The following is a 13051-nucleotide window of genomic DNA, read 5'->3' as shown; positions in this document are numbered from 1 at the left end:
ATGCTGCCAACCAAATGCAAATAGTTTTCTACTGATGAAAATGCTAGCGAAATGAAAAATATTTGGAAACTTTTATATTCGTAAGGAGAGACTAAGTAATGATAAATACTTTCCATTACTTATATCCATCAAGGCCTCGCATGAGATCTGACTTTATTAACCGTATGTGGACGTAAGCTGTGCTACGCTGTACATGCGATGTTATACATATGTGGAATATTTAAAAAAGAGTATCCGATTTTGGTGCTTTTACCCTGAATCTAATAGTAGGTAAATAGTATATTAAATTATACGAAGGTGTAACCAAAGCATTGGCTAAAGGACCCATTATCGGACAAATCTTAGCCGCTATTCAAGCTGCGCAAGGAGCGGTACAGGTAGCCATTATGACAAAGCAGCTTGCCAAACTCGAAGATGGAGGCCTTCTCCGTGGCAAACGCCATTCGCAGGGCGGTATGCGCATTGAAGGTACAAATATGGAAGTAGAAGGAGGTGAATTTGTTATCAACCGCATTTCTACAGATAAAAATCTGGGATTGGTTAAATATATCAATGAGCAAAAACGAGAGTTAAAACCTAACGACCTCAACACTTTTTTCTCCCGTTCTTCCCAGGGTTTACAACCTTCTTTTAAGAGTATGCTAGCTGACGGAGGACAGTTGCCAGTTATAGAACCAACAAATAATATAGACAACGAAAGTCTGATACAGGCTATAAAATCTATCAAAATAGAATCAAAAGTAGCTGTAACCGATATTCATAAAGTAGAGGATAGTATGGTTAGTGTTAGTGGCTGGTCGGGGGTGTAATATATGCAGGGGATATAAATCCCCTGTCTTTAATTTATACAGATATAATACAGCTTCTTTCAATGATACCATTGAGCTAGCTCCCCAGTTTTTACTTCATAACTACCAGAACCGCTATAGGATTCCCGAATAGAAAACAGCACACTACCATTTTTATACCATTGAGCTAGCTCCCCAGTTTTTACTTCATAACTACCAGAATCGCCATAGGATTCCCGAATAGAAAACAGCACACTACCATTTTTATACCATTGAGCTAGCTCCCCAGTTTTTACTTCATAACTACCAGAACCGCCATAGGATTCCCGAATAGAAAACAGCACACTACCATTTTTATACCATTGAGCTAGCTCCCCAGTTTTTACTTCATAACTACCAGAACCGCCATAGGATTCCCGAATAGAAAACAGCACACTGCCATTTTTATACCATTGAGCTAGCTCCCCAGTTTTTACTTCATAACTACCAGAACCGCCATAGGATTCCCGAATAGAAAATATATACATACTCTCCTTCCCTTCTCCCCCTCTCACATACTCCCCATCCATATTAAATACAATATCCCCATCGGTTTTGCTGCCCGCACGAATATAGTTGCCGTCTATATTAAAGACCACATCACCCGATTTGTCTTTTCCGGCGCGTATCAATTTATCATCCAGATTAAATACGATGTCACCATCCGTCTTTTCACCCGCGCGTATAAAATCCCCATTGATATTAAAGACCGCATCGCCTGATTTCTCCTTTCCGGCACGTATCAGGTTGCCATCCAAATTAAAGACGATATTTTCCTTTACAGCGGGCGGATTTGGGTCAGGGTCAGGTGTGGGGGTTGGTGTCGGTTCTATGTAAGGGTCGTCCTTGTCGCAGGCAGCAAGCGAGAGACACAGCAGCAGGATAAGTACCCCAAATAGCCCCCTCAATCCACCAAAAGGGGACTTGCAGAGAGGGTCTTGATTCGTATTTGTTTTCATATTTTTGTTTTTTGGCTTTGCCCTAAGCCTCCCTTAGGGGAGGTTGGGGGGGCTCTATATACAGATAGACTGTAATTTTAGATAAAGGTTTAGCGGGGTTGTGAATAATCATAATAAAAAAATAAACGGATATCATTTACAGTGATATCCGTTTATTCATTCAACAGATTGGTTAGTTGTATATGTTAGCACATAGCGCAATTAATCGGTTTCAACTGTTGGAAGAAGTCATTACCCTTATCATCCACAAGGATAAACGCAGGGAAATCAACTACCTCAATTTTCCAGATGGCCTCCATACCCAGTTCTGGATATTCGAGGCATTCGAGGCTCTTGATGCTGTTTTGAGCAAGGATAGCAGCAGGGCCGCCAATGCTGCCCAGATAGAAGCCTCCGTGCTTGTGGCAGGCATCAGTTACCTGCTGGCTGCGGTTACCTTTTGCTATCATTATCATGCTGCCGCCATGCGACTGGAACGAGTCTACATACGAGTCCATGCGTCCGGCAGTAGTTGGTCCCATTGAGCCGCTTGCATAACCCTTAGGCGTTTTGGCAGGGCCTGCGTAATAGATAGGATGGTCTTTGATATATTGAGGCAGGCCTTCACCCCTGTCGATGCGTTCCTGCAATTTAGCGTGAGCTATATCGCGTCCCACAATGATAGTTCCTGTAAGCGACAAGCGGGTAGAAACAGGATATTTGGTCAGTTCGGCCAGTATCTCTTTCATCGGGCGGTTCAGGTCTATTTTCACACCTCCGCCTTCGCCTGCATTGCGCAATTCTTCAGGAATGAGGCGTGTTGGATTATCCTCCAGTTTTTCGAGCCAGACACCATCTTTGTTGATTTTTCCTTTAATGTTCCTGTCTGCCGAACAAGATACGCCCATACCCACAGGGCACGATGCTCCGTGGCGGGGAAGACGTACCACACGGATGTCGTGTGCAAAGAACTTACCACCAAACTGCGCGCCAAGACCCAGTTCCTGTGCAGCCTTCAATAATTTTGCTTCCATTTCCAGATCGCGGAATGCCTGTCCGCCTTCGTTGCCCGAAGTAGGCAGGGCATCGTAATATTTGGTAGAAGCCAGTTTTACCGTTTTCAGGTTGGTTTCGGCAGAAGTACCCCCGATTACGAACGCGATGTGGTAAGGAGGGCAGGCTGCTGTACCCAGCGACTTCATTTTCTCTATCAGGAATGGTTCCAGTTTTTCAGGAGTAAGCAATGCTTTCGTTTCCTGATACAGGTATGTCTTGTTGGCAGAACCTCCGCCTTTAGCTACAAAAAGGAATTTGTATTCGTTTCCGTTGATGGCATACAGGTCTATCTGTGCTGGCAGGTTAGTACCTGTATTCACCTCTTTGTACATATCCAGAGGCGCGTTCTGCGAATAGCGCAGGTTATCTTCTGTAAATGTGTTGTATACACCTTTCGAAAGGGCTTCCTCATCATTTCCGCCAGTCCACACATTTTGTCCTTTCTTACCCATGATGATAGCTGTTCCCGTATCCTGACAGAAAGGAAGTACACCCTTTGCCGAAATCTCGGAGTTGCGAAGGAATGTAAGTGCTACGAACTTGTCGTTGTCGCTGGCTTCAGGGTCTGACAGTATTTTTGCCACTTGTTCCTGATGTTCTGGGCGAAGCAGGAATTCGACATTGTGAAATGCGTGCTGAGCCAGCAATGTAAGCGCTTCCGGCTCTACTTTCAGGATTTCCTGCCCTTCGAAACTGGCTGTAGACACATAGTCTTTCGACAGAAGGTAATATTCTGTAGTGTCCTTACCCAAAGGGAACGTTTCCTGATACTTAAATGATGGAGTTGCCATAATAATATACTTAATAGTTGTTTTTTAGTTTTAGACAAAAGTACGAAAATAAAGAGACTGTTTCAATAATATAGAGTCAATAATAATTAATAAATATTTTAATATCTTTGTTATAAAATCATCTTACGCAAACAAGTATGGAGCCAATCTTTAAAGCTTTTGCCGTTTCATTATTTTTTGTTATTCTTTATACATCCTGTACTGCCTGTGTCAGAACCGAAGAGGACAGGCATCCCGAATACTATCATCTGGAAGAGTTGGCTGCTATGAAAAAGCCTGTGCTCAGAGTTGTTTTTCCAAGACCGGAAAAAGATATAGAATATGACAGGGAATCTTTTTATCGTTTCTACAGGTATGTGATAAATGGAAATACCTACTACGAGAGGCGGTACAGTGAATCAGGGAAATATCAGATGGTGGACAAAACGGGTAAACCTGTGAAGTTTAAATGGCGCGACAAGTTGAATGTGGTTAAAGATGGAGCTGATATCCAGTTTGCAAGAACCTTTGATGACTATCACATATTCAGCATAGAAGGAGGCTATAAGAAGCCGGTCGACTTTTATATTTATGATTTTAAAAATGATATTGTAATAGATAGTATTATTAAATTCGACCTCGAAAAAACGTACTTAAATTTTGTTAATGAGTCGAAATATCCGGATAATAAAATTTTTCATGAAGTTTTGAAAAACAGGGGTTACCAGTTTGTCTTAACAGGGATGGAGCGTCCTAAGAGGGAGAGTTATGGGAGTAGCGATAGCAGTGACAGTATCTATTCTGTAGCCTGCAAAATTTTCGAAGATGAAATTGAAAAATACCTTGCCGGATGGGTAAAAGATTTTCTGGGACAACACAAAAATAGTACTTACAGGTTTGGAAATGATGATTATGATCTGATTGTCAAATCCGGGCTGGGTTATTTGTCTTTCAATCTGCCAGAACTCAAGAAATATAAAATTGTACAGGATATATCCGCATATCCTTTATTCGCAGAAAAAGAAAAGACAAATACCAATTATGATATTACCCTGAAAGAAACAGGACGAATCACTGTTGGGTCGTATATGCCGGGAGGAAAGGGGAGTTTTATTCCCAACAATTTGCAGATGGGGTATTATGAACTGGCATATAACGGCGTTGTGTACAATTTTAAGCTGCAGGACGGATACAGTAGTAAGACAAATAATGGCTCGTTTTATGGCACGCTCCATATCGCAGATTGCACCAGGATAAAAGACAAATATATATTGGTGTTTTCGTTAAGAGATGTTTCTGATGGCAAACATGCAGAATGTATATTCTTTGAGTTCGATCCTTCTGTTTCTCCGGCATACAGGGAACGGCCTAAAACAGAGATAGACACAACAAAGGGCAGTATAGACTCTTAGTAACAGTTTCTTAAAAAGCAGCAATATTTATACTAAAATATGTAAGAGCCGTTATCATTCACGAAAAATCTTGTATATTTGCGCAATATATACACATACAGAAGATTATTTATTGTATAATATGGTGAACTCTGTAAGTAAACACAAACAAATGGATATACGTAAATATATAATATTTCTGATAGCAATGCTTTTACTTCCTCTATTGGGATATGCCCAAAAGATAGGGGATAAGTACATTGTGACCACGAATGATACAACCCGGATTGTAAGTGGTAGGGGAATGAAGGATCCCGAGAACGGCTTTCTGCGGAAAAATAACCTGCCGGGAGCAGACTCCGTATATGCCAATATGCGGTCAGACTATAACTCGCTAGAGGCCGCTACGTTGGATATCGACAGGATGATAGGCGAAATAGAGAATGATCAGACTCTGCTGAAAACCGGCAATATAGGTTTAGGTTACCGCCTTTCGAAAATGAATGTAGATAATCGCGAAAAAGAAAAGAAGGCAAAAGTGATGGCGGATAGTATCCGGCAGGAAATGATGAAAAAATCTGCGGAGGAACTTGCGCAACGATACGCTTACTATGGCGATAAGCCATCTTATTTTATAAATGATATACAGGTAGACCCGGATGTAGTGGGACGGCTCGTTCATGGGGAAATTATAGAACGTAAAATGGAAATACAGAACACATCGTCGGGTAATCCGAACGGCGAAGTTCGCATCATTGTTACCGATAATGCCGCCCGTAAAATAGGTGTGCCCGAGCTCTTTGGAGGAGAAATAGATAACGGATTTAGGGGAAGAGGCGCGTCTGCACCGGATGCTGCATCATCTTCGAAAACAGAGAAACCCAAAGAGACAGAGAAACTCAAAGAGACTGTGCAGCCTCAGTCTGTAGCAAGGGATGTCAAAAAAGAGAATGTACGTACTTCCGCTCCGAAAAGAAACACTCCGGCAGCGAAAAGTAGCAAGCCGCCAGTAGAAAAAAGCAAGCCGTCAATAGAAAAAAGTAAACCTGCCGAAGATAATACGGTGAAGCGTTCGGTAAGAAGGATAAAGATGGACAGGGAAAACAGGAAAGACAAGAAAGAGGCTAAAAAAGAAACCCAGCCTGTAGTGGAATCCGCACCCCGGCCTGCACCGGTAACCACTCAGCCGCGAGCAAAAGAGCCAACGAAGGAGGCTGCCCGGCAACCGCAAAGCCAAAAAGCGACAGAACAAACAAAAGCTGAAACATCATCTCAGCCAAAAGCTGAAACTATACAGCCTAAGCCGGAAAAAGCGACATCTACCCCAACCGAAGTAAGAGGGACGATAGTATTGTCCAGAACAGTAAATAATGTAGAGGTAGAAGTAAGCGAACCTGTGGATAGTACAGGCAACCCTCAGGATTAGATCAGAGCGATTTCAGAACATCTTCTATAATTACAGGAAAGTGCGTATACTCCAGTGTATGCACTTTTTTTGCGACATCTTCATATGTGTCTCCGGGTAAGACAGCGCATTTGGCCTGATAGATGACAGCCCCTTCATCGTAGTTTTCGTTTACATAATGTATCGTAATGCCAGACTCCTTTTCTCCGGCTTCTACTACAGCCTTATGCACATTGTCGCCGTACATTCCCCTGCCTCCGTATTTTGGCAGCAGGGCGGGGTGTATGTTGATTATCCTGTGAGGGTAGGCGAGGAGTATGTTTTCGGGAACTTTGAGCAGGTATCCGGCCAGCACGATGAAGTCTATGTCGTGATCCTTCAGGTATTCCAGTACATGGTTTGTAGATTCAAACTCACTTTTTGTAAATGTGACGGACTTAATACCCAGCTTTTTTGCCCGTTCGTGCACATAGGCATCCTTCTTGTTAGAGATAATAAGTGATATGGATACCTCTTTGTTACCTTTGAAGTAGTTCGCTATATTTTCGGCGTTAGATCCTGATCCAGAGGCGAAAATGGCAATATTCATCATAAATATTTTTTTACTAAGTCTGCACACAAATAAAAAAAATGTGCAATTTTAACTATTTTATCTGTAAAATATTTGTTTCGTATGGATAAAAAACTGTTACTTTGCACCGACAAAATTAAAAAATAAATATTCATTATTAATCAAAATTAAAAATTATGTCAGAAGTAGCATCAAAAGTGAAAGCAATCATTGTTGATAAGTTAGGTGTTGAAGAGTCTGAAGTAACTGATACTGCTAGCTTTACAAACGATCTAGGAGCAGATTCACTTGACACAGTAGAATTAATCATGGAATTTGAAAAAGAATTCGGTATTTCTATTCCAGATGATCAAACTGAAAAAATCGCTACAGTAGGAGACGCTATCTCTTACATTGAAGCAAATGCAAAATAATTTTTTTTCCAATATTTACTTATGGAATTAAAAAGAGTAGTAGTAACAGGTCTAGGTTCGGTAACTCCTTTAGGGAACGATGTAGCTACAACATGGAGCAACGCGCTGAAAGGAATAAGCGGGGCTGGACCTATTACTCATTTTGACGCGTCAAAATTTAAAACACAATTTGCTTGCGAAGTAAAAGATTTCGATCCGTCTTCCTATATGGACAGGAAAGAAATTCGTAAGTGCGATAGATATACATTACTTGCAATAGGAGCATCCGAAGAAGCTATAAAAGATTCGAAACTGGATCTTGAAAAAGAAAACCGTGACAAGATAGGAGTTATTTTCTCAGCAGGTATAGGTGGTATCAAAACCTTCGAAGAAGAAGTAGGATACTATTTTTCGCATGAGGATATGGGCCCTAAATTTAATCCGTTCTTTATCCCTAAGATGATTTCGGATATCGCGTCCGGATTGATTTCGATACGTCATGGCCTTCGCGGCCCTAACTTTGGTACCGTTTCGGCATGTGCTTCATCTACACACAGCACTATTGTGGCATTCGACCAGATTCGTCTGGGCAAGGCCGATGTGATGGTTGTAGGTGGTGCTGAGGCTGCTATTACAGCTTCAGGTGTCGGAGGCTTCAACGCGATGACCGCTTTATCTACACGTAACGATTCTCCTCAGACCGCGTCCCGCCCTTTCAGCAAGAGCCGCGATGGGTTTGTTATAGGAGAAGGTTCCGCTTGTCTTATTCTCGAAGAGTTGGATCATGCATTAGCCCGTGGTGCTAAAATATATGCGGAAGTTGTAGGTGGAGGTATGTCGGCAGACGCTTATCACCTGACAGCATCGCATCCCGAAGGCTTGGGAGCTAAGCTGGTAATGAAAAATGCACTGGAGGATGCTCACATGCAACCATCCGAACTTGATTACGTAAATGTACACGGAACCTCGACTCCGGTTGGCGATCCGTCCGAAATCAAAGCGATCAAGGATGTTTTCGGAGAGCATGCCTATAACCTGAATGTTAGTTCTACAAAATCGATGACCGGTCACCTGCTGGGAGCAGCCGGAGCATTGGAAGCAATGTTCTGTATACTATCTGTGCAGAATGACATAGTTCCGCCTACCATCAATTTCACAGAAGGTGACGAAGATCCCGAAATTGATTATAAGCTGAACCTTACGTTTAATAAAGCAGAGAAAAGGACTGTGAACGCAGCACTTTCTAATACTTTTGGTTTTGGAGGACATAATGCTTGCATAATAGTAAAGAAGTTCAAGAAATAAGTCGCGTGCTTAAAAAGATATATCGTGGAGTAAGGCTTCTTCCCAAAAGAGGGAAGGAGCCTTATGTATCTTTTTTTAAGATATTCGGCTTCTATCCATACAATATAACCTTGTACCAACAGGCGCTTCTGCATAAATCCTCGTCTATAAAAATGAAGGATGGCAGGTGGATAAACAACGAGCGCCTCGAGTTTCTGGGCGACGCTATCCTCGATGCCATTGTCGCCGATATTGTATTCAAGCAGTTTGAGTATAAGAAAGAAGGCTTCCTTACCAACATGCGTTCCAAGATTGTTCAGCGTGAGACATTAAACAAACTTGCCGTAGAGCTGGGCATTGATAAACTGATAAAGACATCTGCGAAGAACACAGCCCCCAATACACACATGTATGGCAACGCGCTGGAAGCGCTGATAGGGGCAATATATCTGGATCAGGGATACCGTATTGCTAAACGGTTTGTTTTTGAGCGCCTGATACAGGAGCACCTGAATATAGACACTGTGGCCGAACAGGAGGCGAACTATAAATCGAGATTGATAGAATGGAGCCAGAAGCAGAAAATATCTGTCAGTTTCGACCTCATCGACAGTTTTGTCGACACAAACAATACACCCATATTTAAGACCGCTGTAAATATACTAGGTGAGCAGGCTGGCTTGGGAACAGGCTATTCTAAAAAAGAATCCCAGCAAAAAGCGGCGAAAGAAGCTTATACTAAATTACAACGCGATACATCTTTCCGCAATCATATTTTCGATCTGTATGGGAAGCAGCAGGTGCAAAACCAAGCATACCTGAATGTACAGGAAGAAATACAGGAAGCAGCTTCATCTGATACTGAAAAAAACGGACATTAAGCCCCAATTTTATTAGTCGTTCTCGCAATGGCATAATTTAACTACGTTGACCGTTCTGGTTCAAGTAAACTTGATTCTGCACTCATTACTTAACGAAAACGTTGGATTTCATTAGTCGTTTTGCATGACTCGGCATAAGATAAAACAAATTTTTGTTCTGCCCTCGCTACTTAAAACGTTCTTTAAGCTTATACCTAAATACCATCTCAAGCTAAAAATTTTAGTAGCAGCTCTTAACTGCCGCGCCCTCCCGGGCTTGTCCCTTCTTTTGGCATTGCCCAAAAGAAGGCAAAAGGCTAGCGCTTCGTCCCTCGGCGACCCACCAACGGCTTGCCGGCTAAACGGGACGAAACTCGCCTTCGGCTCGGACAACATCCCGTTTCACGCCGTCTGCACCGGGTGGGTGCCCCGCCTGCGGAACCTATGCGCGGAGCCGCAATGCGACGCCAAGTGCTTCAAAGACGACTATCCTCGTCAGGCGTCAGCCAGCGCCGTTAGCAAGCGTACGGGGTACCCACCCGGTGCAGGCGGCGTAGAATGAAGTGCGGGCGCTTCTAAGCATCGTCTGCCAATTATCGCAATGATGAATCTTTCATCACTTCATTCAGCCGGCAAACCGTTGGTGGGTCGTACGGCGAAGCGGGGCGCAATGCTTTTTTGCTTACTTTTGGAGCTTCGGCCAAAAGTAAGGCAAGCAATCTGTGATTGCGCGCAGCATAATCCAACAATTATATTAAACATCGTTTCAACTACTAATTTAACCTCTGATTCGCATGATTGTAATAAAATGTAATATTCGGATAGTTTTTTTTGTTATAGGTTGACTTTTTGTTAAAAAAACCGTATATTAGACGTTACATATTCAAACGTTTATTAAATGTATATGAGTTATATAAATGATAAACTGATAAATGCCCTAAAAAAAAATCATGCCGGAAAACGAACAGCAGTAAATACATTGATGGATATTTTGCCTATGGGAAGGGAGGCCGCGTATCGCAGGCTTCGGGGCGAAATACCTTTTACATTGGACGAGGCCGCTGTGATTTGTAAAAAATTCAATCTCTCTTTTGACAGGTTAGTCTATGGGGATGATAAGGAACTGTACGACTATCAGTTGCAGGCTCTCTTCCTGAAAGATCCTCTGGGTGAATTTTGCAGGATGTTGACCGAGATAGCAACGGGTATAGAGGAAATTTCAACCGATCCGCATAGTTTTTCTTACCGGGCCTATCGGGCTTTGCCTGCCGAATTCTTTGGCAGGTACGATTCTATATCTAAAGTATATCTGTACATATTGTTTTACCAGCTTAAGCCTACTGAGATACCCGGAAAAATGGCGGATATGCGCCTGCCCCGAAAAATATATGATATACAGGCTCAGGCTGCCGACGCCCTGCTTAACATTGATTCTACTATAATATTAGACAAGCATATAGTGGAAGATTTTATCGGCATAGTGAAATACTTTTCCTTTATGGGCCTGTTGGAGAAAAAAGAGGTGGCGCAGATAAAGGCGGATCTGTTCAGGCTGATTGATGATTTAGAGAAATGTGCCTCAGCAGGGGAATCGCCTTTCGGTAAGAAAACGGATATCTATATTTCAAATATATCATTTGACGCTACATATTCATACATTGAGGGAGCAGGTATCAAGTCGAGTTCGGTAACTGTTTTTTGTGTAGATTACCTGTCATGCAGAAATCCTGATGTGCTAGAAAGCCAGAGACTTTGGATAAGATCGCTTATCCGCTTTTCGACACAGATTTCCGTATCGGGCGAATTTCAGCGAAACCAGTATTTCACACAGCAACGCCATCTGGTGGACACGATGTTGTGACACCTTACCCTGGAGAGTGCGTCTTTAACTCTCCTCCCCCTTTTGGGGAGGTTGTGAGGGATGCCTATTTATAAATCTCCTTCTTTCCTGCCAGCAAAGTATTCCTCATCAGCGAAATGATTGTCATAGGGCCTACACCTCCCGGCACAGGGGTAATAAACGAAGCCTTGACTGCTACCTCATCAAAGGCTACATCTCCTTTGAGGCGGAATCCCGATTTAGTGTCGGCAGAAGGTACGCGCGTAGTACCCACATCGATGACTACAACGCCGTCTTTTACCATATCCCCTTTCAGGAATTCGGGTACGCCCAGTGCTGCAATAATGATGTCGGCACTCTGGCAAACCTCTTTTATATTCGGCGTACGGCTGTGGCATACCGTTACCGTGGCATCGCCCGGATAGCCTTTCTGCATCATCAGGGTGGCCACGGGTTTGCCTACGATGTTGCTGCGCCCCAGCACTACACAGTGCTTGCCCTGCGTAGGGATGCCATATCTTTTCAGCAGTTCGATGATACCCGCCGGGGTAGCCGATACAAAGCAAGGCAGCCCGATAGACATGCGTCCTACATTGATGGGATGGAACCCGTCCACATCTTTGCGGTAATCGATGGCTTCTATTACTTTCTGTTCCGATATATGCTTCGGCAGGGGCAGTTGTACGATAAATCCGTCTACATCGGCATCCTTATTCAGTTTATCTACACAGGCAAGCAGTTCCTCTTCGCTTACATTGTCCTCGAAGCGGATAAGCGACGATTTGAAGCCTACCTCTTCACAGGTGCGCACTTTAGCGGCTACATAAGTCTCGCTGCCTCCGTCGTGCCCTACCAGTACGGCAGCCAGATGCGGCGTTTTGCCCCCTGCGGATTTTATTTTTGCGACTTCTTCTGCTATTTCATTTTTCATTTGTGCCGATATGGCCTTTCCGTCGATTAACTGCATACAGATTACTTTAGATATGTAAATAAGGTCGCCGACCTTTTTGTTATTATTTCAGGCTGTAGGGGCAAACCAGTGAGTTCGCCATTGTTTTGGACAGGCACGCAGGTCTGTTCCTACATTACTTATTGAAAGATGGCTCAAAGATACAAAAATAGCATAAAAAAGTTGCTAAGTACCCCCCTCAATACAAGAAGTACAAAACGGCACTTTGTTTAAATACGTTTAAACCTTTTATGCATAAGGGTTTCGGGAGTTTTTGAGAAAAGACCGATTTAAAACCATTTGTACAACTCGGTATATTTCGGGTGGATTTTGCCTTGATTTTCTTTGATAGGGTATTTAGGGCGAAAAAGATGTAATTCCTTTGTAGAAAAGGGGTAAGGCTAAGTTTGAATATTTATGGGAAATTGGTTAAAACAAAGTTAAAAAACAGAGTTAGGGTCAAGTTAACCCATAAAACAGGGTCAAATTACGGCAAAACTACTACAAATAGAAAATATAAAAATGTCAAAAAAACAGGGGTATTTCTAACAATACCCCACTATAACGCCCCCCACTAATCCGATAGATTTTGTAAAAAGGCCGGTGGCTTCTACAAGGATAACTAATTACTCTAACAGTTAGAATAAAACTTCGGTATTTTTCCAACCGTTACCAGGGCAACCGCATCAAATTTTCAATAGTTTCCTGAGATATTGAGTATCCAACGCAGCTTTATATAGCCTCTTTTTAATACTCAACTTGTCTTTC

General features: G+C 42.7%; 11 protein-coding genes. 7 read left to right on the top strand and 4 right to left on the bottom strand.

Annotation, left to right across the window (positions count from 1 at the left end):
• Nucleotides 1-311: 311 nt before the first annotated feature.
• The gene (locus D0T84_RS20170) at nt 312-809 is read left to right on the top strand and encodes a hypothetical protein (RefSeq protein ID WP_255495492.1); all 498 of its coding nucleotides are present in this window, start codon (nt 312-314) and stop codon (nt 807-809) included.
• Between the two features lie 59 nt (nt 810-868).
• On the opposite strand, the gene D0T84_RS20165 is transcribed toward D0T84_RS20170, so the two are convergent.
• Both D0T84_RS20165 and D0T84_RS20160 read right to left on the bottom strand, forming a co-directional pair.
• Nucleotides 869-1786, bottom strand: a complete 918-nt coding sequence (locus D0T84_RS20165) for a hypothetical protein (RefSeq protein WP_163309651.1) — start codon at nt 1784-1786, stop codon at nt 869-871.
• A gap of 185 nt (nt 1787-1971) precedes the next feature.
• Complete coding sequence (locus D0T84_RS20160) at nt 1972-3612, bottom strand: fumarate hydratase (RefSeq protein WP_163309650.1); 1641 nt, start codon at nt 3610-3612, stop codon at nt 1972-1974.
• Nucleotides 3613-3749: 137 nt separating this feature from the next.
• On the opposite strand from D0T84_RS20160, the gene D0T84_RS20155 reads away from it, so the two are divergent.
• Both D0T84_RS20155 and D0T84_RS20150 read left to right on the top strand, forming a co-directional pair.
• Nucleotides 3750-5003: a hypothetical protein gene (locus D0T84_RS20155; protein ID WP_163309649.1), complete on the top strand. Its 1254-nt coding sequence runs from the start codon at nt 3750-3752 to the stop codon at nt 5001-5003.
• A 151-nt stretch (nt 5004-5154) separates the two neighbouring features.
• A complete protein-coding gene (locus tag D0T84_RS20150) occupies nt 5155-6408 on the top strand; it encodes a hypothetical protein (RefSeq protein ID WP_163309648.1) in 1254 nt (417 codons plus the stop codon).
• Between the two features lies 1 nt (nt 6409).
• Here D0T84_RS20150 and purN read toward each other — a convergent pair whose 3' ends face one another.
• Nucleotides 6410-6979 carry a phosphoribosylglycinamide formyltransferase gene (gene purN / locus D0T84_RS20145; RefSeq protein WP_163309647.1) on the bottom strand — a complete coding sequence of 190 codons (570 nt, stop codon included), beginning with the start codon at nt 6977-6979 and terminating at the stop codon, nt 6410-6412.
• 155 nt (nt 6980-7134) lie between these two features.
• Here purN and D0T84_RS20140 point away from each other — a divergent pair, with 155 nt between their 5' ends.
• The 4 genes from D0T84_RS20140 to D0T84_RS20125 all read left to right on the top strand — a co-directional run bounded on the left by D0T84_RS20140 (nt 7135) and on the right by D0T84_RS20125 (nt 11355).
• Nucleotides 7135-7371 (top strand): acyl carrier protein, encoded by a 237-nt coding sequence (locus D0T84_RS20140; RefSeq protein WP_135104617.1) that lies wholly within the window; start codon nt 7135-7137, stop codon nt 7369-7371.
• 21 nt (nt 7372-7392) lie between these two features.
• Nucleotides 7393-8655, top strand: coding sequence for a beta-ketoacyl-ACP synthase II (gene fabF / locus D0T84_RS20135; protein WP_163309646.1), 1263 nt, complete (start codon nt 7393-7395; stop codon nt 8653-8655).
• Nucleotides 8656-8660: 5 nt separating this feature from the next.
• A complete protein-coding gene (gene rnc / locus D0T84_RS20130; RefSeq protein ID WP_163309645.1) occupies nt 8661-9515 on the top strand; it encodes a ribonuclease III in 855 nt (284 codons plus the stop codon).
• Nucleotides 9516-10398: 883 nt separating this feature from the next.
• Complete coding sequence (locus D0T84_RS20125) at nt 10399-11355, top strand: helix-turn-helix domain-containing protein (protein WP_163309644.1); 957 nt, start codon at nt 10399-10401, stop codon at nt 11353-11355.
• 64 nt (nt 11356-11419) lie between these two features.
• Here the strand turns inward: D0T84_RS20125 and folD are convergent, their stop codons facing one another.
• Complete coding sequence (folD, locus tag D0T84_RS20120) at nt 11420-12301, bottom strand: bifunctional methylenetetrahydrofolate dehydrogenase/methenyltetrahydrofolate cyclohydrolase FolD (protein ID WP_163309643.1); 882 nt, start codon at nt 12299-12301, stop codon at nt 11420-11422.
• Between the last annotated feature and the right edge of the window lie 750 nt (nt 12302-13051).

The organism is Dysgonomonas sp. 521 (genome assembly GCF_010501055.1).
Taxonomy (GTDB): Bacteria; Bacteroidota; Bacteroidia; order Bacteroidales; family Dysgonomonadaceae; genus Dysgonomonas.
This window is presented reverse-complemented; position numbering and strand designations above follow the sequence as displayed.

Bases quoted from the DNA above. Each gene is read 5' to 3' on its own strand.
- D0T84_RS20165 (WP_163309651.1), bottom strand. From the start codon at position 1,786: ATGAAAACAAATACGAATCAAGACCCTCTCTGCAAGTCCCCTTTTGGT.
- D0T84_RS20160 (WP_163309650.1), bottom strand. From the start codon at position 3,612: ATGGCAACTCCATCATTTAAGTATCAGGAAACGTTCCCTTTGGGTAAG.
- D0T84_RS20155 (WP_163309649.1), top strand. From the start codon at position 3,750: ATGGAGCCAATCTTTAAAGCTTTTGCCGTTTCATTATTTTTTGTTATT.
- D0T84_RS20150 (WP_163309648.1), top strand. From the start codon at position 5,155: ATGGATATACGTAAATATATAATATTTCTGATAGCAATGCTTTTACTT.
- purN (WP_163309647.1), bottom strand. From the start codon at position 6,979: ATGATGAATATTGCCATTTTCGCCTCTGGATCAGGATCTAACGCCGAA.
- D0T84_RS20140 (WP_135104617.1), top strand. From the start codon at position 7,135: ATGTCAGAAGTAGCATCAAAAGTGAAAGCAATCATTGTTGATAAGTTA.
- fabF (WP_163309646.1), top strand. From the start codon at position 7,393: ATGGAATTAAAAAGAGTAGTAGTAACAGGTCTAGGTTCGGTAACTCCT.
- D0T84_RS20125 (WP_163309644.1), top strand. From the start codon at position 10,399: ATGAGTTATATAAATGATAAACTGATAAATGCCCTAAAAAAAAATCAT.
- folD (WP_163309643.1), bottom strand. From the start codon at position 12,301: ATGCAGTTAATCGACGGAAAGGCCATATCGGCACAAATGAAAAATGAA.